The organism is Actinoallomurus sp. NPDC050550 (genome assembly GCF_040655075.1).
Taxonomy (GTDB): Bacteria; Actinomycetota; Actinomycetes; order Streptosporangiales; family Streptosporangiaceae; genus Actinoallomurus.
Genome location: NZ_JBFAJC010000010.1, coordinates 166,395 through 190,756, shown reverse-complemented (window position 1 = coordinate 190,756; position 24,362 = coordinate 166,395). Strand labels below are relative to the sequence as shown.

The following is a 24,362-nucleotide window of genomic DNA, read 5'->3' as shown; positions in this document are numbered from 1 at the left end:
CAGAACGCTCAGCTCTGCCGCCGTCACTCCACTTCTGGCGAGGGGACGATGACGTGGACAGTCTTGCTGTCGGCGTCGTACGTCGTCCAGCGCGCCGCCGAGAGCGTGTCGACGATCCCTAATCCCCAGCCGTTGTTCGGTACCGCCTGCGGATCGATCGGCCGGGGGTCGGGGTCGGTGACGGACAGGCGCATCCACCGGGTGGTCGCCAGGACGCCGATCCGTACCGGTCGCTCCGGGTGCGTCCAGGCCGGAACCAGTCCGTCGTCGACGAGTCTCCGGGCGGCCCGCGGGGCGTTCGTCACCAGCTCACTGGTGACCAGGCCGATCGTGTCGCGGTCCGCGCCGTGCTCCACCGCTATCGCCTCGGCGAACCTTCGGGCGATCGGTGCGGAGGCGTCATGGACATGGAGTGCGAGTTGCCTGCGGTGACGGCTTTGAGCTCGTCGAATGACTCTCGGATGAGGTGCGACAGGTCTTTCTCTTCGGTGTCGCTGACCCAGTGCTCGAACGCGACCTTGAAGGCGGCGATTCCCGCCTCGGCGGTCAGTTGTGCGGCCAGGTCGGCGACGCCGCGCCGGCGGAGTGCGTCGGCGAGCGCCGAGGCGAGTGAGGCCAGTTTGATCAGCTCGCGCTCTCGTAGCTCCGCGTTCGTGACGATGACGGCGTGACGCTTCCGGGCGCGTTCGTGGATGAGCACGGCGCCGCCCGCCTCCAGGGCTGCGGCCACCGCGTCGATCGGCGCCGTGGGATCGGACGCCTCGATGACGGTGCGTACGACCAGATCCTCCAGGTGAACCGAGCCCCCGAACAGGACCTCGCGTTTGTCGGCGAAGTGCCGGAAGAACGTCCGCTCCGTGAGCCCCGCTCGCTTGGCGATCTCCGCCACCGTGGTCTGCTCGAACCCGCGCTCGCCGTAGAGCTCCAGCGCCGCCTTCTCGAGTCGGCCGCGCGCGTTCGGCTCCCATCGCCCCATCCTCTGATCGTAGCCTGATGACAGCCGCTGACATGCTCGGCTATGCTGATGACAGCCACTGACATCGTGTCGTCTTCGCGCAAGTCGTGTGCGGAGGACGGCCGACGTACCTGGAGGTCTTCTCATGCGCGTTTTCGTCACCGGCGCGTCCGGCTGGATCGGCTCCGCCGTGGTTCCCGAGCTCATCGGCGCTGGTCATCGGGTCATCGGACTGGCACGTTCGGACAAGTCGGCCGCCGCCCTCACTGCGGCCGGGGCCGAGGTGCGTCGCGGCACCCTCGACGATCTCGACGTCCTGCGGAGCGCGGCCGCCGAGTCGGACGGCGTGATCCACCTCGCTTTTAAGCACGACATCGCCTTCTCGGGGGACTTCCAGGGCGCCGCCGACGCGGATCGCCGCGCCGTCGAGACGATCGGCGAGGCACTGGCGGGTTCTGATCGGCCGTTCGTCCTGGCCTCTGGGCTGCTCGGGCTCGCGCCGGGGCAGGTCGCGACCGAACGGCACGGGGCCGATCCCGCCTGGTCCGCGGCGCATCTGGGCGGTGGCCCGCAGACGCGGTACGGCACGGCGCAGCTGACGCTCTCCCTCGCTTCCCGCGGCGTCCGCTCGTCCGTACTGCGTCTCCCTCCGACCGTGCACGGCGAAGGAGACAACGGCTTCATGACGGCCCTGGTCGGAATCGCCCGGGACAAGGGCGCCTCCGGTTACATCGGTGACGGGTCCCAGCGCTGGCCCGCCGTCCACCGGACCGATGCGGCACACCTGTTCCGCCTGGCGTTGGAGGACGCCCCGGCGGGGTCGGTGCTGCATGCGGTCGCCGACGAGGGCGTGCCGATCCGTGCGATCGCCGAAGTGGTCGGCCGGCATCTCGACGTTCCATTGGTCGCCGTCTCTCCCGAAGACGCGGGCGAGCACTTCACCTGGCTGGCCGGCTTCGTCGGGCTCGACAGCCCGGCGTCGAGCGCGCTGACCCGCGAGCTACTGGGATGGCAGCCGACCGGCCCCGGGCTCATTGACGACCTGGACAAGGGCCACTACTTCCACACCGCTTCCGCGTAGCCGCGGTTGGACCCTGGCCGCCGGCGATGTGCCCGGCGGTCCAGGGGCCATCGCCGGCCGACCAAGGGGCGCCGTCTCAGTCGCCGAACAGCGAGTCGATCTTGAACCACAGAACGTGGGCGAAGCTGGATGGACCGTCGAGCGGCTCGTAATAATCGGAGGACGGAGTAAATGTCCAGAAGGCCCAGGAAGTCGCCACGACGAGAAGGGCGATCAGTCCGGCCCACACTGCCTTCCTGGAGTACAAAGACGGCGATTCACGGCGTCCGGCCCGTCTACGTGGCGACGTCGTGTCCCGCTGTTCGACCGCTGTCGGCTCGGCCGGCACCAGTGGCGTCCCGGCCGCCGGCCCGGCGTTCGCCGGTGGGCGATGCGTCGGGGAGGAGTGACGTCGCTTCCTTGACGACCGACGTGTCGCCGGCTTCGGGTCCGTCGACGGCGATCCGCTCGACTCTGGCACCGGCCGGTCCGTCGAGTCCGCAACGCCGGAGTCCGCGGCGACGGTCGTCCGTGCCGCCGGGCCGCCCTGGCCGACGGAGGCGAGCGCGGTGGGCGGCACTGGCGGATCGCTGCGGACCTGGCGCGCCCAGCTCGCGATCTGCGTCGCCGATGGGCGGTCCTGCGGATCACGGGAGAGAGCCGCTTTGACCTGAGGCTCCAGGTGCGCCGGCACGCCGACGATGTCGGGTTCGCCGGAGACGGCGCGGGCGAGCAGAGCCTGCAGCGATCCGATGCCGAACGGTGGCCGGCCGGTCGCCGCGAATGCCACCGTCGCGCCCCAGCCGTAGATGTCCATCGCCGGGCCGGGTGGGTTGCCGTCGATGACCTCCGGCCCCAGGTAGCCCGGCGTGCCGATGAACATGCCGGTCTGGGTGAGGCGAGTGGCGTCGGCCGCGTGTGCGATACCGAAGTCGATCAGGACCGGGTCGCCGTTGACGAGCATGATGTTGTTGGGCTTGACGTCGCGGTGGACGATCCCCGCATCGTGGATCGCGATGAGCGCCTCGGCCAGGCCCGCCGACAGCCGCACCAGTAGGTCGCTGTGCAGTGGCCCGACCGCCTGGACGACGGCGTCGAGCGGCTGGCCGTCGATGAAGCGGGTCACGATGTACGGGCGTTCCGCCGTCACGTCCGCGTCGACCACCTCCGCGACGTACGGACTGCGCACCCGGCGCATGGCGTCGACTTCGCGGGCCAGCCGTCTGCGGAAGGCGGCGTCCTCGGCCAGTTCGGGCTTGAGCAGTTTCAGCGCGAAGTCGTGGCCGTCCTCGTCGGTCGCCCGGTAGACGACGCCCATTCCTCCCTTGCCGAGCACTGTCATCAGGCGATATCGGCCGACCCCCTGCACCGCGGCGTTCTCCACATGCATTCTCTGATTCTCTTGATCGATGTGCGTGCAGTTTAGGGCGTGTCCGGGTCAGATTGTGCGTCTTGGCGGGCCCCTGCGACGATTCGACAGGTGACCAGGCGCGTGGCCGCTCCATGTGGGCGGGAGCGGCCACGCGAATCGCTCAGCGTTTTTGGGCGAGCAGTTTGTTGAAGGTGTCGGTTCGGATGACGTCCTGGTCGCCGGGGAACACACCGTTGTCGGCCCACTGCCAGATGGCTTCTCTGCTCCAGCCGGTCGGCAACGCGCCGGGTGTGTCGCCGTGGTTGTTGATCCATAGCGGGTGGTCGGCGGCGAACTCGGTGGAGCCGCCGGTGCAGTCGTTCCACCATTCGGTGAAGGTGTTGATGACCGCGTTCCAGCCCGTGCGCGCGTGGTATTCGTTCAGGAAGTCGCGGATCCAGCTCGTCATCTGGGCCGGAGTGAGGCCGTAGCACTTGTTCGTGCCGTCGGTGTCGGTGTAGGGGTCGTCTTCGATGTCGAGTACACCGGGCAGGGTGATGCCGTCACCGGTCTGCCCGCCGCCATTGTCGGCGAAGTAGTCGGCCTGGGCGGCACCGCTCGCCTTGTTGGGGATCGCGTAGTGGTACGCGCCCCGCACGATGCCCACGTCGTGAGCCCCGTTGAACTGCTGGGGAAAGAAGGAACTGTGGTACGTCGTGCTCTCGGTCGCCTTCACGTACGCGAACTCCGCGCCGTTGGCCTTGACCGCGTTCCAGTCGACGTTGCCCTGCCACCCGCTGACGTCGAGGCCGGGGATCCCGGACGGAGCGACCGCCGCGCGAACCGACTCCCCGTGCCGCGCAGCCGCGCCTCCGGCATGGTCCTGGTCGGGGTGGGCGAGTCCACCACCGGGTGTGGCAGTGGCGGCCGCCGCTGTGCCGGCGGTCAACGCACCGCACGCGAGTGCCGTCCCGGCGGCGAGGATGGTGACGAAACGGCGCGTACGCCGAGCTGAACGCATGGCAGCGCTCCTTCCGTTCAAGATCGTTTCCGTCGGGGTGGTACGACTCGGCGTCATCGAAGATCGTTCGGAGGCCCTGGTAACAGAACGATCACGATGCAGGGCGGTAGCGCCGTCGCAGTATCAGGCGAGGTCGGCGAGGACCTCGCGGAAACGTTCGACGAGCGGGTTCGTGTCGCCCGCCCGCCAGACGAGGTAGAGGGTGGTCGTGGTGTCGGCCAGCGGCCGGGCCGCCACGCCGACCCGGCGCAGCGCGCGGTGGGAGTCGGACATCACGGCGGCACCGAACCCGGCCGCGGCCAGGGCCAGTAGCGTCTGCGCGCTCCGGCCTTCCGCGCCGATCTTCGGCACGACGCCGGCGTGGTGGCAGAGCGCGATGATCTCGTCGTACGAGCGGGGTGAGACGTCTCGTGGCCAGATGACCAGCGGGATCTGTCCCAGCGTCGACAGCGGCGCCGGCTCGGGCGAGTGGGCGAGCGGATGCCCGGCGGGCATGAACAGCGTGAGCGGCTCCCGCCACCAGGCCCGCGTGGCCAGCCGGGCGTCCCGCATGGGCAGCCGCTGGACCGCGATGTCGAAGCGCCCGTCCAGCACTCCGGTCGACATCTCCGCGTCGTTGAAGCTCTCCGCCAGACGCAGGTCGACGCGTGGCAGCTCCCGGCGTATCCGCCCGAGAGCCCCGCCGAGCGGCCCGTTGATCCCCGAGCCGGCGAAGGCCACGGTCAGCCGTCCCGTCAGTCCCTGAGCCGCCAGCCGTACGTCTTCGAGCGCGCCTTCCGCCTCCGCCAGGACGGTGGTCGCCCGCCGTACGAGGGCCTGGCCTGCGGCGGTCGGCGTCAGGCCCCGGCCCTCGCGGGAGAACAGCTCGACGCCCAGCCGTCGTTCGAGCTCACGGAGCTGCCGGCTCAACGTCGGCTGGGTCAGGTGCAGCCGCCGGGCCGCCCCGCTGACGCTTCCCTCCTCGGCGATCGCGACCACGTAGCCGAGCAATCTCAGATCCATCCATACCTCCAAGGCATGGGAAGCATAGCCATCGATGCCCTCGGCGCGCATTGGGCCGTAGTCCAGGCCACGCTTGAGACATCGCACCGGACGAGCCGATGCGAACGACATCTAGGAGAGACGGGATGACCCGCGAAGAGCGTTACGAGCACGGCATGAAGGTCCTGGAGCAGGTGGACGGCGAGGCGGGTCAGCGGATCGTGAACTCCCTCGCCGACACCTCCCCCGAACTGGGTCACCAGGTGGTCGCGTGGGCGTTCGGCGACATGTACGCCCGCCCCGAGCTGCCGCCCCGCGACCGGCAGCTGGTCACCCTGGGCGTGCTGGCCGCGCTCGGCGGCTGTGAGATCGAGCTGGAGGTGCACATCAACGCGGCGCTCAACGTCGGCCTCGCGCCTACCGAGATCGCCGAGGCGCTGCTGCACTCGGCCGTCTACTGCGGCATTCCGAGGTCCATCAACGCGACGCTCGTCGCCAAGAAGGTCTTCGCCGAACGAGGCCTGCTCCCGATCACGAACGTGGCGTGATCCCGGCCGAGATCCTCGGGCGGTCGCCTCACATGGCGACCGCCGGGGTGGCTTTGGTGGCGGTCAGCAGGCCCGCGGCGAGCGGACGCTCGTTCGGGTGGGGCAGGGCGAGTGCGACGGGTAGGCGTACCGGCCGGCTGGGTTCGACGAAGGCGACCGCCACCGAGTCGCCCCGGATACCGCCGGAGGGGAGCAGCGTCCAGCAGTCTCCGGCCGCGACCGGTCCGGCCAGAACGTCTTGGACATTGACGACAGCGGGGCCAGGGCGGGGAACGAAGCCGGCCGCTCTGCAGACATCGGTGATCAGATCGAAGCCTCCGGGGTCCTCCTCACGTACGGACCGGGCGAGGGGCAGGTCGGCGAGGGCGACGAGATCGGCGGCGGTCGCCGCCCGCCCCGCTGGGACGGCGAGCAGCAGCGGTTCGTCCCAGAGGTGATGGACGACGATGCCGTCGGTGCTCGGCGGAGCGGTGACGAACGCGGCGTCGAGGTCGCCGGCGAGGATCGCGGCGAGTTTGCCCGGGGTGGACGACGTGGTCGTCAGGTGGATCGTGACGCCCGGATGAGTACCGCGGAACTCGGTGAGGATCTCCTCGATGCGCCTGCCGAGCCCGTGACTGCCGCCGACGCGCAGGATGCCGGTGGTGCCGGCGGCCAGGTCGGCGGCCGCTCTCGCCGCGCGGTCGATGGCCTGGAGCGCGCGACGGGCGTGGGGGAGAAACGCCTCGCCGTCGGCGGTGAGCCTGATCGTCCGGCGTGAGCGGTCGAACAGGGTGAGCCCGAGTTCGCGTTCGAGGCCAGCGATCTGTTTGCTCACGGCGGGCTGGACGATGTGCAGCCGCTCCGCCGCCCTGCCGAAGTGGCCGATCTCGGCGACGACCACGAAGTAGCGAAGTTGCCGAACCTCCACGACACGCTCCCACCGATTCCTTTCGGTGATTGTTCCACGGCGAGGTTGCTCATTGATGGGCACTCGCCCCGACCGGTCGACTGGGGCCCGATGTCGCGTGTGGAGGAGGGCTGGTGGATCGATCGGAGTTCATGCCGGGAACGGATCCGGGTCGGTGGCGGGCGTTCGCGGTCTGCCTGGTGGCCGGGGCCATGACGCTGCTCGATGTCAGCATCGTCAACGTCGCGTTGCCGTCACTGCAGGCGGGGTTGCGGGTCTCGTCGGAGGCGCTGTCCTGGGCGGTCGCGGGCTACACGTTGACCTTTGGACTGACCCTCGTGCCCGCGGGCCGCCTCGGCGACACCTTCGGCCGCCGGCGCATGTTCCTGATCGCCGTGGCCGTCTTCACCGCGGTGAGCGTGCTGTGCGGGCTGTCGGACTCCGGCACGTGGCTGGTCTGTGCGCGGCTGGCGCAAGGCGTCGCGGGCGGGATGCTGACACCCCAGGTGGTCGGGCTGATGCAGCAGCTCTTCACAGGGCGCGAGCGCGGCGTGGCCGCCGGTCTGTACGGCGCGATGGTCGCGGCGGCCACCGCGATCGGTCCCCTGGCCGGAGGTCTGCTGATCCAGGCGGCCGGCTCGGCGAACGGCTGGCGCTGGGTGTTCTTCGTGAACCTGCCGATCGGCCTGCCGGCGTTCGTCCTCGGGACCCGGCTGCTTCCCCGCGACCCCGCGCGTGCCTGGGCAGGCCGGCTCGATCTGGTCGGCGTGGCGCTGCTCGGAGGCGGAATCACCGCCGTCATCCTGCCGCTGATCGTGGCCGAGCGCGGACAGGGATCGGCTCCGTGGTCCCTGCTGGGCCTCGGTGCCGTCCTCCTGGCGTGCTTCGTCGCCTGGGAGGGGCATTACCGCCGGCGGAAAGGCCGGCCGCTGGTCAACTTCGAACTGTTGCGTCGGCGACCGTACGCGATCGGCTCGCTCGTCGGAGTGCTCTATTTCGCCGGGTACACCGGCGTCCTGTTCATCCTGTCGCTGTATTTCCAACAGGGCCTGGGATATTCGGCGCTGGCCGCCGGGGCGGCGGGAACACCATTCTCGATCGGCTCTTCGATCAGCGCGGCGCTCGGCGGTCGTGTGGCGTACCGCTTCGGTCGCCTCCTGGTGGTCACCGGCACGCTCACCGTGGTCCTCGCGCTGGCGGCCATCGCGCTCCTGGTCCGATACGACCATGGCGGCCGGATGTGGCTGCTCTTGCTCGGACCGCTCCTGGTCGCCGGTTGGGGCAGTGGGTTGGTGATCGGACCGAATCTGACACTCGCCCTGCAGCATGTTCCACCGGCGGAGGGCGGCACCGCGGCGGCGGTCCTGCAGACCGGGCAGCGGATCGGGTCCGCGTTCGGCCTGGCGATCGCCGGGTCGGTGTTCCTGGGCACGCTCACGGCATCCCGCGGAGACTTTCCCCTGTCCGCCGGCCGAGGCTTCTTCGGCTCCGCCGCCTTGGTGGGCCTGGCGCTACTTGTAGCGATCACCGACCTGCTGCTCCCGGAGCGCGGGCGCCGTGGGGCCGCGGCCACCGCGACCTGGAAACGGCGCGACCTCGACGACGCCTGATAGACCCAGAGGTCTTCAGGCTCTATGGGTGGTTCGGCGCCCTGGGGGCTCGGCCGAACCGGCGGGGGCTTGCTCTTCGGCGGCGCGGCGGAGCGAGTCGGCGAGCCCGGAGACGAAGCGGTGCTCGGTCTCCAGGAGGGCGAGGTGATACTCCTCGTCGACCAGGAACACCCAGGACACGCCGGCGTCGGCGGCAGCCCCCGAGGCGGTGCGGATCTCCTCGATCTCCGCCGCCACTGCCCGTAGCCTGCGGTCGAGCAGGTCGGCCGCGTCGTCCGGCGGCAGGACGCTGATCAGCGACAGCGCCACACCGAAGTGCGGGTACTCGCGCTGCGGCTCGGCGACCAGCTCCCGCAGCCAGCCCCGCATCTCGTCGCGGCCCTCGTCGGTGATCGCGTACACGGTGCGTTCCGGCCGTCCGCCCTCGCGGAGGGTGTCCTGCTCGGCGACGAGGCCGGCTTTGGCGAGCTGCTTGATCACCATGTAGAGCGAGCCGTGGTTGTACCTGACGCTGCGATCCTTGTCGGTCTCCCTCAGTCGTTTGCCCAGCTCATAGGGGTGCATCGACGCCGTGGACAGGAACGCCAGCACCACCAGCGCGAGTGGGTTCGACACCTTGCGCTGCTTCGCCATCACACACACCTTCCAGTCGGGCCCGACTATAAAGCATCAGATAGTTGACGTCGACTATTTGCGTTCTTATAGTCAGGATCAACTATCGTCGAGGTCGCGCCCAAGCGGCGCCGACGGACCCAGAGGAGATGGGAGAGCCCATGGACACCAGCACCCGAACCGAGCTGTCAGTGGTCTCCAAGGACGGCGCGACGATCGGGTACCGCCGGCTCGGCCGGGGCCCCGGCATCGTCGTCGTCCACGGAGCGATGTCGTCGGGCTATCACCACCTGCAGCTCGCCGAGGCGCTGGCCGGCGCCTTCACCGTCCACCTGATGGACCGGCGCGGACGCGGCCTCAGCGGGCCGTACCGTGACGACCACGACATCGCACGCGACGTGGAGGACCTGGAAGCGGTGCTCGCCGCGACCGGGGCCCGCAGCGTCTTCGCCGTCAGTGCGGGAGCGCTGATCGCGATGCAGGCGGCGCTCACGCTGCCCGTCATCGAGCGGCTTGCCCTTTATGATCCGCTGCTGTTCCCCGATCGGGCGACCGGCGCCAGGGTGATGGCGCGCTACGACCGGGAGCTGGCCGAGGGGAATGTGGCGGCGGCGCTCGCCACGGCCATGAAGGGTGCGCGCCTTGGGCCGGGGTTCCTGAACGCCATGCCGCACTGGCTGCTGACCGCCATGACGAAGGGCATGGCGAGCCGGATGCCCGAGGGCGGCTATCCCACCTTCACCGAGCTGGCCGCCGCCCTGCACTACGAGGGCCACCTGATCACCGAGATGAGCGATCGCCCGGACGCCTTTCGGGACATCCGGGCGAGTGTGCTGCTGATCGGTGGCGGCAAGAGCTCCGCACTGATCAAGAACGCCCTGGCCCGCGTGGCGGAGGCCGTGCCCGACGCCACGCGCGTCGAGCTGCCCGGCCTCGACCACTCCTCCACCTGGAACAAGGAGCTGCGCGGTGACCCCGAACCCGTGGCACGCGTCCTCGCGGAGTTCTTCCGCACCGCCGCCGCGCGGTGAGGTCGCCGGAACAGGCCCTCCTTCCAGTCCGCCGACTCGCCGCTTGAACTTCTTAGGCGGACTTCAGGGTGCCGCCGTCGATGACGTGGTCGGCGCCGTGGATGTTGGCGGCGCGCTCGGAGAGCAGGAAGGCGACCAGGTCTGCCACCTCTTCAGGCATGGTGATGCGTCCGGAGGCGATGCCGAACTGCCCGGGGATGTTCGCGAGAAGATCGCCGTGACTGACGCCGAAGGCGTCGGCCACCTTGCCGCCGAAACCGTTCGGGTCGGTCCAGAGCGGGCTCGCGACGACACCCGGGGAGACGGTGTTGACGCGGACGCCGTGCGGTGCCAGTTCCTCGCTGAGCCGCTTGCTGAGCTGGGTCAGTGCCGACTTAGCCTCGGCGTAGCCGACCGGTGACCCTGTGGGCACCCGGGCGTTGATCGACGAGATGTTGACGATAGCGCCCCTGCGTTCCAGGATGCTCGGCAACGCTGCCCTGGTCGTCCAGACCGCGCTGAACAGGTTGAGGTCGAAGACCGCTTGCCATTGCTCGTCGTCGACGTCGAGAAAGCCGCCCAGGGACATCCTGTCCGGATCACCTGCGCCGACGTTGTTGACCAGGAAGTCGATCCCACCGACCGCGGCGATCGCCTGCTCGACCACCGCGATCGCCCCGGCGCGGGTGCTCAGGTCGACCGATACGGTGGCGGCGGCCGCCTTCTCCAGCTCGGGGGTGATGGTGCGGGAAGCGCCCACCACCCGGACACCTTCTGCGGCCAGGGCCTGGGTGATGGCGAGGCCGATGCCGCGGCCGGCGCCGGTGACGATGGCGGTCTTTCCGCCGATTCCGAGTTCCATGATTTCCTTTCTTGAACTGCGGGTCAAAAATCGGGGTGCAAAGAAGGGCCGCAGCAGGGCATCGTGGGTCAGAGGCCTGCCAGAGCCGTGTCGATGATCCGGTACAGGGTCGGCCCGTCGAACGTCCTGGCCATGACGCGCAGGCCCACGATGGTGTTCATGAGGAACTGCGCCTGCGCCCTGGCGTCGATCTCGGGGCTGACATCGCCGTCACGCCGGCCCTGCTCGATGCGGGCGGCGAGCAACTCGATGGTGCGTTCTTCCGTGCGGCGAACCGCCCGGGTGGCCTCCTCGTCCCGTCCGCCGAGCTCCAGCGCGGTGTTCGCGGCGAGGCAGCCGCGCCGGACCGGACCGTTCAGGTCCATGTCCACGAGGAACACCAGGTAGGCGCGGATGCGCTCCTTGGCGGTGCCCGGCCGTGAGAGGAACTCCTCGGTCACCTCGGAGCCGACGCGGTCGTAGAGCGCAAGGGCCTTGTCGAACAGCTCCCGCTTGGAACCGAAGGAGTGGTAGAGGCTGCCCTTGGCCACCCCGGTGGCCTCGGCCAGGTCGGCAGGGGAGGTGCCGGCGTAGCCGTTGGTCCAGAACGTCTCCATCGCCTGCGCGATCACCACGTCCGGCTCGAAGTTCTTCGGTCTCCCCATGGCTGCACCGTAGCGAGTATTTAACCTAGAGGTCAAATACCCTCCGAACGCGATCACCGGTGGCCTGGTGCGGCCAAGCCGCTTGCGCGCAATGCCCGGAATGTAAGGTTTGTGATCTTCATTCTGGGCTGTGGCGGAGGATGGTCATGGGGTTCCGGAGATCTGCGCTCATCACCGGGCTCGGCGGGGCACTCGTCCTCGCCTCGCTGCCCGCGACCGCGTCGGCCACCACCTGGCGGTACCTCACGATCAAGGGGCTGAGCCGGGCCGGGAAGGTGCCCTGGATCACGGCGCAGATCTACGACCCGGCCGCCCAGAAGTCCTGGCCCGTCATGGGGCGCGACAACGCCGTGGCGAAACTCCCGGACAAGCGGACGTACGAGATCTACGCGACCCTCGCCCGCGCCGAGCCGAATGAGGCGCCGGAGAACACCGTCGTCCTCACGACCTTCAAACTGTCCAAGGGACACGACCACGTCACACTGAGCGCCAAGAGCGGGAAGCCGATCGACCTCTCCGTCGGCGACCCGTCCGTGCAGGGCCGGATCCGGGTCCACGTACGGCACGGGGCGATGGACTTCACCACCGACGACGTCCCCGGGCGGCTGTACGCCGTGCCCGTCAAACGGTCCGGGGTGACGTTCAGCCAGGGCAGCACGTGGACGGGCTCCGGCGTGCTCTACCGGCTCGGCACCTCCTACTCCGGCGGCATCCCGGCGGGGGTGACGCAGCACGTCACGAAGGCGGACCTCGCGTCCGTCAAGGTCACCTACCGGTCGTTCGGCGACGGCATGAAGGTGAACCCGCGCTGCCGGGGCACCATCTGGGGCGGCGACGACGAGATGTGGCTGGACGCGCCCGCCACCGTGACCGAGTACGTCCAGCCGGGCGCGGCCTGCAAGCGGGAGCTCTGGTACGAGTCGTCGTCCCACCCGCTGTTCGGCAACGTGACGGTCGGCACCCGCACGTACGCCAAGGGCGAGGCACCCGCGGAGACCTGGAACGCGGCGGTGTTCGCACCCGCGGCACCCGGCGGCTACCGGACCGGGGACACGCTGCACTACACGCCGGTCAACCTGCTGTCCGACGCCCCCGGCAACTGGGGCTTCGACCAGTTCACGATCGCCAACGTGAAGCTGCGGACCGGCACGAAGACGCTCGGGCTCGACGCATACGAGCCGGACGTCACGCTGGGGAAGAAGACGGCGACCTACCGCCTGGACGTGACGGCCACCCGCGACGGCGCCGAGGCGACGCTGTCGGACCGCGTCCAGGTGAGCTGGGTGTTCACGTCCGCCCGGACGGCGAAGAAGACGGCGCTGCCGCTGACCACGGTACGGTTCGCCCCGCGCGGCCTCGACGACCGGAACGCCGCCGCGCCCGCCTCCACCACCGAGATCCCGGTCCGCGTCGTCACCAACCCCGGTGCGACGGTCCACGCGGTCACCACACTGAAGGTCGAGGCGTCCACCGACGGGGCCAAGACCTGGCAGACCCTCCCCGTCGCGAACGGCGTCGTCTCGGTCACGAATCCGGCCCAGGCGGGGTACGTCGCGCTGCGGGCGACCGTGCTCGACAACGCCGGGAACCAGGTGACCGAGACGATCTCGCGGGCCTACCGGGTGGCGGGCTGACCGGCTACCCGGACGTCACCACCCGCTCGCCCTTCGACAGGCCCGACTTGACCTCGACGTACGTGTCGCCGCGGACGCCGACCGTGACCGTACGGGTGACGGTCCGGTCGCCCTGCCGCACCCGGACGGTGGATGCGCCGTTCGCCCCGGTCCGTACGGCCGAGGACGGGACGTAGAGCACGTCCGCCGCGGACGCCGTGGTCACCGACACGGTCCCGGACTGGCCGATCAGCACTTTCGACGGCACGTCGTCGAACGCGATCATCACCCCGTACTTGACGAGCCGGTCGCTGGTCGTGGCGTTCGCGTCGATGTGCGTGACCGATCCGGCGTACGTCTTCGTGCTGTCCGTGCTGAGGGTGATCTTCGCGTCCTGGCCGATGCGGATGTGCGCCACGTCGTTCTGGGAGAACGTCGCCTTCAGCTGCAGCTCGTTCAGGTCCCCGATGGCGATGAACGTGGACGAGGCCGACGCCGTGTCGCCGGTCTGGCCGTTCACGGCGAGAATGGTGCCGTCGATCGGCGCCTTGATGATCGTTCCGGCGAGGGCGCGTTCCGCCTGGGTCAGGGTGTTCTTGGCCTGGATGACCCGCGCCTCGAGTTGCGCCGTAGACGTGGTTCCGCCCGGCGATCCCGATTTCCCGGTGGCGGGCGATTTCGAGGTGCCTGGATTCCGCGTACTGCTCGGCCGGCTCGACGGCCTTTTCGTCGTGCTCGGCCTCGTCGACGGCGTCGGGGTGGGCGTCGCGGTCGCCGTCGGCCGGTAAGCGGCCGGGGCGACCGTCTCGTTCCCCGTCGCGGCACCGGCGCTCCTCCCGCTCCCGGCTGCCGCTCCGGCGATGCCCCCGCCGCTCCCGGTCGCGGTCGTTCCTGCGGTGCCTCCGCTCGTCCCGGCGGTCCCGGTCGCGGCGGACGACTCGGCGGCGGTCAGCGCTGCGCGGGCGGCGGTCACGTCTTCCAGGGCCTTCGTCTGGTCGATCCGCGCCAGGCGGGCACCCTCCTTCACCTTGGCGCCGACCTTGACGTACACCTTCTTCACCGTTCCGGATGTGCTGAACGCCAGGTCGCGGCTGTCGGCGCTCGCGACGTTGCCCGCCGCGCCCGCCGTGGCGGTCACCCCACCCTCGGCCACGGTGGCGTAGGTCGAGGCCGCCCCGCTCCGGCCGCCCGTGCCGAGGACGACGGCCGTCACCGTGCCGACCACCACGACGCCGAATATGCCGGTCGCCATCTGGGTACGTTTACGCCGGAAATTCGGCGCGGACACCCGAAATCTCATGGCGCGCCATGATGACGAGCTCAGATGATGGAAGTCTTGGCCGAAAATGAGAGTTTCCTTGAAGCGCACTCTCATCGTTTTCTTATCTTCGGATTAGGGGAATTCAACCTCGCGCCGCCAGCTTGTGCGGGGTGAAACGTCTACTCAGGCGCAGATCCCTCGTGGTCAACGGCGCGCTCGGCGTGCTTCTGGTCACCGGCATCGGCGTCGGATATCTCTCGCTGACCGGCGGAGACGACTCGGCGGGGGCGTCCGCCCTCACCCGTACGACGCGGGTCATGCGCGGCACCGTGGTCTCGTCGGTGTCGGCCTCGGGATCGGTGGACAGCGCCCGGAGCCGGTCGCTGTCCTTCACCACCTCCGGCACCGTCGCCAAGATCTACGTCCAGGCCGGCGACAAGGTCTCCAAGGGCGAGCTGCTCGCCCTCCTCGACACGACCTCGGCCGAGGAGAACCTCAAGTCGGCCAAGGCGAACCTCAGCGCCGCCGAGGACGGCGACACCTCCAGCGCCTCGGGCTACTCGTCGTACGTATCGGCGAAGAACGCCTACAACCAGGCCGTCCGCGCCCTCGCGGGCACCGAGCTGCACGCGCCCTTCTCCGGGACGGTCGTCACCCTGAACGGCACGGTCGGCGGCTCCTCCAGCGGCTCCGGCTCGTCTTCTTCCAGTTCTTCCAGCTCGCAGAGCTCCGGGTCCGGCTCGTCGGGCGGCCCGTCCGGCGGTGGCAGTGGCGGCTCGTCGTCCTCCTCCACGAGCAGCTCGTCGAGCAGTTCCTCCGGGAGCGGCTTCATCGAGCTGGCCGACCCGAAGAAGCTCAAGGTCACCGGGGAGTTCACGGAGGCGGACGCGATCAAGTTGAAGACCGGTCAGCGCGCCACCGTCTCCTTCGACGCGCTCAGCGGCGTGACCGCCACCGGCAAGGTGACCCAGATCGACATGTCGCCGACCACGAGCAACAACGTCGTGCAGTATGGCGCCACCGTCACCCTCACGAAGATCCCGGGCTCCGTGCGGATCGGCCAGACCGCGACCGTGCAGGTCACCACCGCAACGGCGCAGAACGTCCTGTACGTCCCGACGGCGGCCGTCCGGTCTGCCGGGGGGGAGAGCACGGTCACCGTCCTCCAGAACGGCAAGCAGGTGATCAAGCCCGTCCAGACCGGCGTCAAGGGCACTCAGGGAACCGAGATCAAGTCCGGGCTCAGCGAAGGCGACCAGGTCCAGATCACGACGACGACCACCAGCACGAGCGGCTCGAGCGGCTTCGGCCGGACCGGTGGCGGCGGCCTGGGCGGTGGCATCGGCGGCGGCGCGCCGGGCGGCGGTCCCGGGGGAGGACGGCCGTGACGCCGGGCCACCCGGTCCTCGACGTCCGGGCGCTGACCAAGGTGTACGGCCACGGCGACACCGCCGTGCACGCCCTGCGCGGCGTGTCCCTCCGTGTGGAGCGCGGCGACTACGTCGCGATCATGGGGGCGTCCGGGTCCGGCAAGTCGACCCTGATGAACATCCTCGGCTGTCTCGACGTTCCGACCGGCGGCCGCTACCTCCTCGACGGCACCGACGTCGGCGCGCTCGACGAACGCCGGCTGTCCATCCTGCGCAACCGCCGGATCGGGTTCATCTTCCAGTCGTTCAACCTGATCCCGCGGATGTCCGCGCTCGCCAACGTCGAGTTGCCCCTGGCCTACGGCGGCGTACGGCCCGCCGAACGCCGGCGGCGGGCCCAGGCCGCCCTCCGGCAGGTCGGCCTCGCCGACCGGATGGACCACGAGCCGAACGAACTGTCCGGCGGCCAGCAGCAGCGCGTCGCCGTCGCCCGCGCTCTCGTCACCGCGCCGGCACTCCTGCTCGCCGACGAGCCCACCGGCAACCTCGACACCCGGTCCACCGCCGACGTGCTCGGCATCCTCGACCAGCTCAGCCTCTCCGGCCGCACCATCGTGCTGATCACCCATGAGGACGAGGTCGCGGCCCGCACCAAGCGCGTGATCCGGCTGGTCGACGGCGCGATCATCGAGGACCGCCGGCAGGGCCGGGTGGACGGTCCGCCGCCCGCCGTGTCGCTCGTGGAGGGCGTGCGGTGAGCGCCTGGGAGATCCTGCGGTTCGCCCTGCGCGGCCTGACCGCCAACAAGCTCCGCAGCGGCCTGACCATGCTCGGCATCCTCATCGGCGTCGGCGCCGTGATCATGCTGGTGGCGGTCGGGAACGGCTCCTCCGAGCAGATCAAGAACAACATCTCCCGGCTCGGCGCCAACTCCCTCACCGTCATGAAGTCGACCTCCGGCGGAGGCGCGGGCGGCTTCGGAGGCTTCGGAGGCATGCGGAGCCGCCAGCAGGGCAACGGCCCGCGGACCCAGGCCCGCGACCTCACCGTCGACGACGCCGAGGCCCTCGTCGACCCGGTCAACGCCCCCTCGGTCAAGAGCGCCTCCCCGGTCACGACGTCCTCGTCCGTGACGACCACGTACGAAGGGTCGAGCCACTCGGTCGGCCAGTTCGTCGGGACGTACCCCGCCTACTTCGCCGCTGCGAACAAGGAGATCGCCCGGGGAGCCGCGTTCACGGACGACGACGTGACGAGCGGCCGGAAGGTCCTGGTGATCGGCCAGACGGTGGCCGAGGACCTGTTCGGCACCGTCGACCCGCTGAACAAGCAGGTCAACGTGGGAGGCACGCCGTTCACGGTCGTCGGCGTGCTCAAGGAATCCGGCTCCTCCGGCATGCAGGACGCCGACGACGTCGCGATCGGCCCGCTCACCGCCGTCCAGCAGAACATCACCGGCTTCGGGTCCTTGAGCTCCATCGTCGTGGAGGCCAAGAGCTCCAACGTCACCGACCAGGCTCAGAGCGAGATCACCGACATCCTGAACCAGCGGCACGAGATCTCCGGGTCGAACAGCGCCGACTTCCAGATCCTGAACCAGGCGAGCCTGCAGTCGGCGATCAGCAGCAGCAGCCGGACGTTCACCGTGCTGCTCGGCGCGGTCGCGGCCATCAGCCTGCTGGTCGGTGGCATCGGCATCACCAACATCATGCTGGTGACCGTCACCGAGCGGACCCGCGAGATCGGCATCCGCAAGGCCATCGGGGCACCGAAGGGCGCGATCCTCGGCCAGTTCATCGCGGAGGCGACCGTGCTGAGCCTCCTCGGCGGCGTACTCGGCGTCCTGGTCGGCGTCGTCGGCAGCTTGTTCAAGGTCGTCGGTGTGCAGCCGGTGATCGTGCCGTCCTCGATCGCGCTGGCGCTCGGCGTATCGGTCGCGATCGGCCTGTTCTTCGGCAGCTACCCGGCCAACCGCGCGGCCAAGCTGCGCCCGATCGAGGCCCTGCGCCATGAGTGACCCGAAGGAGAACGCCGTGAGCGGTCGCAGACCATGGACGCCGTACGAGGAGGCGGACGCGTCTGCGGCGCCGTACGACCGGCCGGAGGGGTCCCCGGCCTCCGTGACCCGGGACGACATCCTCTCCCGCTCGCCGTTCGGCGGCGACCTGGAGGCGGAACTCGCCAAGGCCCCGAAACGTCGGCGGCTCCCGGGCCTGACCGCCTACCTCGGCGCGGGCGCGCTGCTCGCGGCCGGGTTCGGCATCGGCGCCCAGGTCGACCGGCACTTCGGTCACCAGGCGACGGCCACCGCCCAGGGCACCCGCGCGACACCGGGCGGCGGCATGCCGGGCGGCGGGATGCCCGGCATGGGCGGCGGCCGGGCGGGCGCGAACGGGGCGTCTGGAGGCCGGACCGGGACCTCCGGAGCCGGTTCGGGTACCACCGGCACGGTCCAGAAGGTCGACGGCACGACGATCTACGTCAAGACCACGAACGGCGTCGTACGCGTCAAGGTCACCGGCACGACCAGCCTCCGCGTGCTCCGCACCGGCTCGGCCTCCGCCCTCAAGACCGGCACCACCGTCGTCGTCCAAGGCACCCAGGCCACGGACGGCACCCTCACCGCCACATCCGTCACCCAGAACACGCCGTCCGGCGGCTGACGGCTCGGCGCAACCCGATTCAAAGGAGAAGAACATGATCACCAAGCAGATGACGATCCGACTGTTCGGCGGCACGGCCGTCGCCGGAACCCTCCTGCTCAGCGCCGCCTGCGGCGGCGGCAGCGGCAAGGCCTCGGCACAGACCGGCGGGCAGGCCGCCCAGGGCGGCGGCCCGAACTCCAGCGCCATGGCCGCCTACCGCCAGTGCATGGAGAAACAGGGCGTGAAGATGCCCAGCCGCGGCCCCGGCGGGCCTGGCGGCCAGGGCGGCCCGAGCGGCAGACCGACCGGCAAGCCGTCGGGGATGCCCACCAACAGACCGACGGGGAAGCCGTCGGGACGACCGAGCGGCATGCCGACCCTGTCCGCAGCCCAGCAGAAGGCCCTGAAGGCCTGCGCCTCCCTCCGCCCGAGCGCCGGCCCCGGCGGCCCTGGCGGGCAGCCGGCCGGACAGAGCGGCACCCAGCCCGGCTCTTGACGCGCATCAAGAGTGCTCCGTCCGTATTCTTGCTCAAAGTAGTCAGATAGGCGCGATCAGTATCGGAAGGCGGCAATGGTGGCCAGACTGCCGCCACTTTCGAGCGGATCGCCGCGCTCGGAGAGGAACTGTCGGCCGAAGTACGGCGCCATCGGCTCGCCGAGGCGCGTAAACGTCGGGGTGTGACCCAGACTCAGGTACGAGAACGGCCGGACGACTGACGTGTCGATGGTGATGGCGGGCGGCGATCGGACGATCGTCGCCCGCGTTCCGATTTTGGGGGACCTAAGCGCGCGGCTGCGGGCAATCACGGGTGTACGGACGGACCTCCGAGAGGCAGGACATGTTCGAAACGCCCCGACCGGTCGTCGAGGACCCGGATGACGCGGACGTCGCCGCCGGGGAACCCCACAGGTTCGAAGTCCTCTTCCGCCGGTACGCGCCGGAGATCAAGCGATATGCCGTGCGCCGACTCGGCCCGGGCCCGGCCGACGACATCGTCGCTGAGACGTTCTTGACCGCGTTCCGCCTGCGCGACTCGTACGAGCGGGAGCGCGGGGAGGTGCGGGCGTGGCTGTACGGCATCGCGACCAACCTGATCAGTCGCCACAAGCGCGATGAGATACGGCTGCTGAAAGCGCTGCAGAAGACCGGCGTCGACCCTGTCACTGAGCCGTTCACCGAAAGGGTCGAGGCGAGGGTCAGCGCGGACATCGCGAGCCGGCGGATCGCCGCCGCCATCGCCGGGCTGCCTGCCGGGCACCGCGATGTGCTGCTCCTGGTCACCTGGGCCGATCTGACCTATGACCAGGTCGCTCAGTCGCTCGGTATCCCCGAGGGCACCGTGCGCTCTCGGATGAACCGCGTCCGCGCCAAGCTGCGCCGCAAGCTCGGCGACATCGATCCCAACACGATCTGAAGGAGTTCTGCGATGGATGAGATCACCATCGTGAAGCGGTTGCGGGCCGACGTGCCCACCGACACCGACCTGACCATCGCCCACCAGCGCTTCAGGGCCGGGATGCCCGAAGGCGCCGGCACACCGGTCCGGGCACGAACCCGGCGGTCGTTCTTCCAGTTCGCGATCGCGGGCGGCGCCGCGGCCGCGCTGGTCACCACTGCCATCGTGGTGGCGACCGACCACCGGCCCGAACCCCGGCGCACACCGACGACCGAGATCGTCGCCTTCACCGAGAAGGCCGCGACCGCCGCGCTGAAGTACCCGGACCCGGTTCCCCGCCCGGGCCAGTGGATCTACCAAAAGATCATGGTCGGCGGCAACATGATGAAAGGAATGAAGGGCCGCCCTCCGCAGCCCCCTCGGACGGCCGAGCAGTGGTGGCCGGCCGACAAGGGACGGCACCCAGAGAAGGCGAAATTCGGTATGCGTACGGATTACCCGTACCTGCAGTCCCTGCCGACCGAGCCCCATGCGCTGCTGGCCCGAATCCGGCATGACGCTCCGGAGGCGGCCGGTACCGACCGGGGCGAGTTCCTCGTTCTCTATCGGATCGTGCGAGACGCGGGAGTGCTGCCGCCCCGCCTGCGCCCCACCCTCTACCGGGCCCTCGCCCTGATCCCCGGCGGAACCGTTCAGAAGGACGCGGTCGACGCGGCCGGGCGGCACGGGGTCGCGCTGGTGTGGACCATCCGTTCGCCCAGTCCGCAGACCGACGCGTTCATCTTCGACCGGAAGACCTATCGCTTCCTCGGCGAGCAGGACACCGCCCAGGTCAATGGAGCGACCATGACCTACTCCTCCGCCTTGCTCGGCTCCGGAGTCGTCGACCGGGAGGGCCAGCGCCCCTGAGACCAAGCGAGGGCGTTCTCCCGTGTCACACACAGAACGCCCTCGCTTGCCAGGAGGGTTATTTGTCGATGTCGCCGACGACGAAGAACATCGAGCCCAGGATGGCGATCATGTCGGCGACGAGGTGGCCGGGGAGCATCTCGCGGAGCACCTGGATGTTGTTGAACGACGCCGACCGGAGCTTCAGCCGCCACGGGGTCTTCTCGCCGTGGGAGACGAGGTAGTAGCCGTTGATGCCGAGAGGGTTCTCCGTCCAGGCGTACGTGTGGCCCTCCGGCACCTTGAGCACCTTCGGCAGCCGTACGTTGATCGGCCCGGGCGGCAGCGCCTTGAGCCTGGCGACGCAGGCGTCGGCGAGGTCGAGGGAGGCGTGCACCTGGTCGAGCAGGCACTCGAACCGCGCCAGGCAGTCGCCCTCCGTGCGGGTGACCACGCGCAGCACGTCCCGCAGCTCTCCATAGGCGAGGTACGGCTCGTCGCGGCGCAGGTCGAAGTCGACCCCGGACGCCCGGGCGATCGGGCCCGACACGCCGTACTGCTCGATCTGCTCGCGGGTCAGCACGCCGACGCCGCGGGTGCGGGCCCGGAAGATCTCGTTGCCGCTGATGAGCCGGTCGAGGTCGCCGATGCCGCGGCGTACGGCCTCGACGGCGTCGGTGACCCGGCCGAGCCATCCGGCGGGCAGCTCCTCTTTCAGGCCGCCCACCCGGTTGAACATGTAGTGCATCCGGCCACCGGAGATCTCCTCCATGACCCGCTGCAGCTGCTCGCGCTCCCGGAACGAGTAGAAGATCGGGGTGATCGCGCCGACCTCGAGGGGGTAGGAGCCGAGGAACATCAGGTGGTTGAGCACGCGGTTCAGCTCGGCCAGGAGCGTGCGTGCCCACACGGCGCGGACCGGCACCTCCATGCCGAGCATCCGCTCGACGGCGAGGACCACGCCGAGCTCACTGGCGAACGCCGACAGCCAGTCGTGCCGGTTGGCCAGCACGATGATCTGCCGGTAGTCGCGCACCTCGAACAGCTTCTCCGCGCCCCGGTGCATGTACCCGATGATCGGCTCGGCGGCGGTGATCCGCTCGCCGTCCAGCGTGATCCGCAACCGGAGCACGCCGTGCGTCGACGGGTGCTGCGGTCCGATGTTGAGCGTCATGTCCTCGGTGGCGAGGTCCTTGGTCCCCGCCCCTACACCCACGACCCGCTCGGTGCTCACTGCCGCGCTCGCCTTCTCACTCGCTCCGCGGCCGGTTCGTTCCTCACCGACCACTCCACTCGCTCGGCGGCTCGCCGCTCGGTGGTCATCGCTTCGCCTTCTCAGTCGCTCCGATCACCCATCGTGCCATGCGAGGTCTCGCGGAACGTGGCCCGGTTGGGGTTGACTTGGGAGCGACATGAATGCAGGCGATCAGTACCCCAATCCGCGCGAGGGACACGACATGCCGCCGGGCAGCCCGAGCATCCTGCCACCTGGCGCGTCCGCCGCGCCGCAGCAAGGGCTTCCCTTGCCACCGCCGCCCGCCCCCGCCGGTCCGGCCGGGCCCTCGCCGGTGCCGATCGGCGCCCGCGCGGAGCAGGCGTTCGACCCGCCGAGCGGCATGACGTGGGCGCGGGTATCGCCGCGGCTGACCTGGCATCGGCGCATCGCCGTGCTGCTGTGGGCGCTGCCGGTCACGATCGTCGGGGCCTTCGTGATGTCCCGGACGAGCGGCCTCGCCGGCGGGCTCGTCTGGCTCGCGCTGGTCCTGGTCGCCTGCGCGATGGGCTGGATCGTCGCCGAGCTGGCCTACCGGTCCTGGGGCTTCGCCGAGCGGGCGGACGACCTTCTGGTCACCCACGGCTTCTTCGTCCGCCACCTCGTCGTCGTGCCGTACGGGCGCATGCAGTACGTCGACGTGACCGCCGGGCTGCTCGAGCAGTGGCTGGGCGTGGCGACCGTGCGCCTGCACACCGCGGCCGCGGCCACCGACGCGCGCATCCCCGGCCTGCCCGCCCGTGACGCCGCGATCCTGCGGGACCGGCTCGCGCAGAAGGGCGAATCGAGGTCGATCGGGCTTTGAACGGTCCCTACGGTCCAGGCCGGCCGCCGTACGGTCCGTCGCACATCCCGCGCCCCCAGTTCGGGCCGCCGATGTACGGGCCACCGCCGCCCGGATACGGTCCGCCGCCGTACGGTCCGCCGCCCCGCCCGCCGGTGCACTTCTCCCAGGGCGTGCACCGGCTGCACGTGGCCACCGCGGTGATCAACGCGGTCGGGGTCGTCGTCATCGCCTTCGTGCTCGGCGGCTACTCGCTGCTGGTCACCCAGACCACCAGCGGCATCGCGCTGGTCCTCACGCCCGCCGTGATCGTCCGTTTCCTGGTCGTGATGCTGCCGGTCAGCGCCATCGCGACGGCCGTCGGCTTCTGGACGTGGTGGTCGCTGAAGTTCTGGATGGCCGGAGACGACCTGGTGGTCGAGACCGGCATCCTGCGCCGGCGCAACCGCCGGGTCCCGCTGTCGCACATCCAGGCCGTCGACGTCGTACGGCCGCTGGTGTCCCGCATGTTCGGGCTGGCCGAGGTGCGGGTGGAACTCGCCGGCGGCGACCAGGCCGAGACGAAGTTCCGCTACCTCGGGCGGCCGTTGGCCGAGCAGTTGCGGGCCGAGCTGCTGGCGCGGGCCGCCGGGCTGCCGGGCCACACGCCCGAGGCGCCCGAACGCCCGTACTGGCGGGTCGGGTTCGGCGCGCTCCTCGGGTCGCAGCTGATGAAGCTGCCCGTCATCGGGGCCCTGCTGCTCTTCGTGGGGCTGCTGGCGTTCGGCGTCGTCTTCGGCGAGCTGGGCGTGCTGGCCGCCGCGCTGCCGGTGTTGCTCGGCCTGGCCCGCGGGGTGATCGCCCCGCTGGTGATGCACACCAACTTCAAGGCCGCCCTGTCGCCGGACGGCCTGCGACTGCGGTACGGGCTGATGGAGACGCGGATGCAGACCGTGCCGCCCGGCCGGGTGCAGGCCGTACGGGTCGTGGAGCCGCTGCTCTGGCGCGGGAACGGCTGGGCGCGCATCGACGTCACCGTCGCCGGTTACGTCGGGGAGCGGCAGGCGCTGTCGTCGGTGCTGCTGCCGGTCGCGCCCCGGCACATCGCCATCCAGATGGTCGGCCTGATCTTCCCCGGCACGAACCCCGAGGCGGTGCCGCTGCTGCCCGCGCGCCGGTCGTGGCTGGCACCGTTCGGCGCGGGCGAGGCCGGCACCGATGACTCCCTCTTCGTCACCCGCAGGGGCCGCGTCTGCCGGCGGCTCGACGTGATCGCGCACGCGCGGGCGCAGAGCGTCCGCCTCACCGCCGGTCCGCTGCAGCGGCTGTTCGGGTTCGGCACCGTCCACATCGACGCGCCTCCCGGACCGGTACAGGTCGCCGCGGAGAACCGCGAGCTCGGCGAGGCGCGCGCGATCGTCGAGTCGGCCGCTGGGCGAGCGGACCGGGCTCGCGCCGCCGACATCTCTACGGACAGGTGGGCCAGGTGATCGCTTACGCGCCTGGGAGAGCACATCGGGCCTGTGCCGCCGACCTCCCTATCGACAGGTGGGCCAGGTGATCGCCTACGCGCCTGCGCGGGCGCACCGGGCCTGCGCCGCCGACATCC

General features: G+C 70.2%; 26 protein-coding genes. 14 read left to right on the top strand and 12 right to left on the bottom strand.

Going from position 1 to position 24,362, the window contains the following annotated elements:
* Window positions 1-23 precede the first annotated feature (23 nt).
* Window positions 24-356 carry an ATP-binding protein gene (locus tag AB0I04_RS16845; protein WP_360885092.1) on the bottom strand — a complete coding sequence of 111 codons (333 nt, stop codon included), beginning with the start codon at window positions 354-356 and terminating at the stop codon, window positions 24-26.
* A gap of 2 nt (window positions 357-358) precedes the next feature.
* Window positions 359-976, bottom strand: coding sequence for a TetR family transcriptional regulator (locus AB0I04_RS16840; RefSeq protein WP_360885089.1), 618 nt, complete (start codon window positions 974-976; stop codon window positions 359-361).
* A 124-nt stretch (window positions 977-1,100) separates the two neighbouring features.
* Between AB0I04_RS16840 and AB0I04_RS16835 the strand changes: the two genes are divergently transcribed.
* Window positions 1,101-2,036, top strand: coding sequence for an SDR family oxidoreductase (locus AB0I04_RS16835; RefSeq protein ID WP_360885087.1), 936 nt, complete (start codon window positions 1,101-1,103; stop codon window positions 2,034-2,036).
* A 76-nt stretch (window positions 2,037-2,112) separates the two neighbouring features.
* Here AB0I04_RS16835 and AB0I04_RS16830 read toward each other — a convergent pair whose 3' ends face one another.
* From AB0I04_RS16830 to AB0I04_RS16820, 3 genes are all read right to left on the bottom strand, one after another.
* The gene (locus tag AB0I04_RS16830; protein WP_360885084.1) at window positions 2,113-3,405 is read right to left on the bottom strand and encodes a protein kinase; all 1,293 of its coding nucleotides are present in this window, start codon (window positions 3,403-3,405) and stop codon (window positions 2,113-2,115) included.
* A 142-nt stretch (window positions 3,406-3,547) separates the two neighbouring features.
* Complete coding sequence (locus tag AB0I04_RS16825; RefSeq protein ID WP_360885081.1) at window positions 3,548-4,387, bottom strand: GH25 family lysozyme; 840 nt, start codon at window positions 4,385-4,387, stop codon at window positions 3,548-3,550.
* A gap of 123 nt (window positions 4,388-4,510) precedes the next feature.
* Window positions 4,511-5,389 (bottom strand): LysR family transcriptional regulator, encoded by an 879-nt coding sequence (locus tag AB0I04_RS16820; protein WP_360885080.1) that lies wholly within the window; start codon window positions 5,387-5,389, stop codon window positions 4,511-4,513.
* Between the two features lie 125 nt (window positions 5,390-5,514).
* Between AB0I04_RS16820 and AB0I04_RS16815 the strand changes: the two genes are divergently transcribed.
* Window positions 5,515-5,916 (top strand): carboxymuconolactone decarboxylase family protein, encoded by a 402-nt coding sequence (locus tag AB0I04_RS16815; protein WP_360885077.1) that lies wholly within the window; start codon window positions 5,515-5,517, stop codon window positions 5,914-5,916.
* A 28-nt stretch (window positions 5,917-5,944) separates the two neighbouring features.
* On the opposite strand, the gene AB0I04_RS16810 is transcribed toward AB0I04_RS16815, so the two are convergent.
* Entirely contained in the window at window positions 5,945-6,826 is an 882-nt protein-coding gene (locus tag AB0I04_RS16810) for a LysR family transcriptional regulator (RefSeq protein ID WP_360885074.1), read from the bottom strand.
* 113 nt (window positions 6,827-6,939) lie between these two features.
* On the opposite strand from AB0I04_RS16810, the gene AB0I04_RS16805 reads away from it, so the two are divergent.
* Window positions 6,940-8,415, top strand: a complete 1,476-nt coding sequence (locus AB0I04_RS16805) for an MFS transporter (protein ID WP_360885071.1) — start codon at window positions 6,940-6,942, stop codon at window positions 8,413-8,415.
* Between the two features lie 15 nt (window positions 8,416-8,430).
* Here AB0I04_RS16805 and AB0I04_RS16800 read toward each other — a convergent pair whose 3' ends face one another.
* Window positions 8,431-9,048, bottom strand: a complete 618-nt coding sequence (locus tag AB0I04_RS16800) for a PadR family transcriptional regulator (protein WP_360885069.1) — start codon at window positions 9,046-9,048, stop codon at window positions 8,431-8,433.
* 140 nt (window positions 9,049-9,188) lie between these two features.
* Between AB0I04_RS16800 and AB0I04_RS16795 the strand changes: the two genes are divergently transcribed.
* Window positions 9,189-10,058, top strand: coding sequence for an alpha/beta hydrolase (locus AB0I04_RS16795; protein ID WP_360885066.1), 870 nt, complete (start codon window positions 9,189-9,191; stop codon window positions 10,056-10,058).
* Window positions 10,059-10,110: 52 nt separating this feature from the next.
* On the opposite strand, the gene AB0I04_RS16790 is transcribed toward AB0I04_RS16795, so the two are convergent.
* On the bottom strand, window positions 10,111-10,899 hold the full coding sequence (locus AB0I04_RS16790) for an SDR family oxidoreductase (protein ID WP_360885063.1): 789 nt from the start codon (window positions 10,897-10,899) through the stop codon (window positions 10,111-10,113).
* 68 nt (window positions 10,900-10,967) lie between these two features.
* Window positions 10,968-11,543 carry a TetR/AcrR family transcriptional regulator gene (locus AB0I04_RS16785; protein WP_360885060.1) on the bottom strand — a complete coding sequence of 192 codons (576 nt, stop codon included), beginning with the start codon at window positions 11,541-11,543 and terminating at the stop codon, window positions 10,968-10,970.
* Window positions 11,544-11,689: 146 nt separating this feature from the next.
* Here AB0I04_RS16785 and AB0I04_RS16780 point away from each other — a divergent pair, with 146 nt between their 5' ends.
* A complete protein-coding gene (locus AB0I04_RS16780; protein WP_360885057.1) occupies window positions 11,690-13,177 on the top strand; it encodes a hypothetical protein in 1,488 nt (495 codons plus the stop codon).
* 4 nt (window positions 13,178-13,181) lie between these two features.
* Here AB0I04_RS16780 and AB0I04_RS16775 read toward each other — a convergent pair whose 3' ends face one another.
* A complete protein-coding gene (locus AB0I04_RS16775; RefSeq protein WP_360885054.1) occupies window positions 13,182-14,408 on the bottom strand; it encodes an efflux RND transporter periplasmic adaptor subunit in 1,227 nt (408 codons plus the stop codon).
* A 179-nt stretch (window positions 14,409-14,587) separates the two neighbouring features.
* Between AB0I04_RS16775 and AB0I04_RS16770 the strand changes: the two genes are divergently transcribed.
* The 5 genes from AB0I04_RS16770 to AB0I04_RS16750 are packed head-to-tail and all read left to right on the top strand — an operon-like array spanning window position 14,588 to window position 18,928.
* On the top strand, window positions 14,588-15,805 hold the full coding sequence (locus AB0I04_RS16770; RefSeq protein ID WP_360885051.1) for an HlyD family efflux transporter periplasmic adaptor subunit: 1,218 nt from the start codon (window positions 14,588-14,590) through the stop codon (window positions 15,803-15,805).
* Window positions 15,802-16,545, top strand: a complete 744-nt coding sequence (locus AB0I04_RS16765) for an ABC transporter ATP-binding protein (RefSeq protein WP_360885048.1) — start codon at window positions 15,802-15,804, stop codon at window positions 16,543-16,545. The genes AB0I04_RS16770 and AB0I04_RS16765 overlap by 4 nt, the downstream gene beginning before the upstream one ends.
* Window positions 16,542-17,804, top strand: coding sequence for an ABC transporter permease (locus tag AB0I04_RS16760; protein ID WP_360885045.1), 1,263 nt, complete (start codon window positions 16,542-16,544; stop codon window positions 17,802-17,804). Before AB0I04_RS16765 ends, AB0I04_RS16760 begins: the two co-directional genes overlap by 4 nt.
* Window positions 17,805-17,820: 16 nt before the next feature.
* Window positions 17,821-18,450 carry a hypothetical protein gene (locus AB0I04_RS16755; RefSeq protein WP_360885044.1) on the top strand — a complete coding sequence of 210 codons (630 nt, stop codon included), beginning with the start codon at window positions 17,821-17,823 and terminating at the stop codon, window positions 18,448-18,450.
* A gap of 34 nt (window positions 18,451-18,484) precedes the next feature.
* Complete coding sequence (locus AB0I04_RS16750) at window positions 18,485-18,928, top strand: PT domain-containing protein (RefSeq protein WP_360885041.1); 444 nt, start codon at window positions 18,485-18,487, stop codon at window positions 18,926-18,928.
* A 56-nt stretch (window positions 18,929-18,984) separates the two neighbouring features.
* Here the strand turns inward: AB0I04_RS16750 and AB0I04_RS16745 are convergent, their stop codons facing one another.
* Complete coding sequence (locus tag AB0I04_RS16745; RefSeq protein WP_360885039.1) at window positions 18,985-19,239, bottom strand: hypothetical protein; 255 nt, start codon at window positions 19,237-19,239, stop codon at window positions 18,985-18,987.
* Window positions 19,240-19,271: 32 nt separating this feature from the next.
* Between AB0I04_RS16745 and AB0I04_RS16740 the strand changes: the two genes are divergently transcribed.
* A complete protein-coding gene (locus AB0I04_RS16740) occupies window positions 19,272-19,847 on the top strand; it encodes an RNA polymerase sigma factor (RefSeq protein WP_360885037.1) in 576 nt (191 codons plus the stop codon).
* 12 nt (window positions 19,848-19,859) lie between these two features.
* Window positions 19,860-20,738, top strand: coding sequence for a CU044_5270 family protein (locus AB0I04_RS16735; RefSeq protein ID WP_360885034.1), 879 nt, complete (start codon window positions 19,860-19,862; stop codon window positions 20,736-20,738).
* 58 nt (window positions 20,739-20,796) lie between these two features.
* On the opposite strand, the gene AB0I04_RS16730 is transcribed toward AB0I04_RS16735, so the two are convergent.
* Window positions 20,797-21,951 carry an NADH-quinone oxidoreductase subunit D gene (locus tag AB0I04_RS16730; RefSeq protein ID WP_360885031.1) on the bottom strand — a complete coding sequence of 385 codons (1,155 nt, stop codon included), beginning with the start codon at window positions 21,949-21,951 and terminating at the stop codon, window positions 20,797-20,799.
* Between the two features lie 178 nt (window positions 21,952-22,129).
* On the opposite strand from AB0I04_RS16730, the gene AB0I04_RS16725 reads away from it, so the two are divergent.
* Both AB0I04_RS16725 and AB0I04_RS16720 read left to right on the top strand, forming a co-directional pair.
* Window positions 22,130-22,795 carry a PH domain-containing protein gene (locus AB0I04_RS16725; RefSeq protein ID WP_360885029.1) on the top strand — a complete coding sequence of 222 codons (666 nt, stop codon included), beginning with the start codon at window positions 22,130-22,132 and terminating at the stop codon, window positions 22,793-22,795.
* Window positions 22,792-24,243 (top strand): PH domain-containing protein, encoded by a 1,452-nt coding sequence (locus AB0I04_RS16720; protein ID WP_360885026.1) that lies wholly within the window; start codon window positions 22,792-22,794, stop codon window positions 24,241-24,243. The genes AB0I04_RS16725 and AB0I04_RS16720 overlap by 4 nt, the downstream gene beginning before the upstream one ends.
* The last annotated feature ends 119 nt before the right edge of the window (window positions 24,244-24,362 follow it).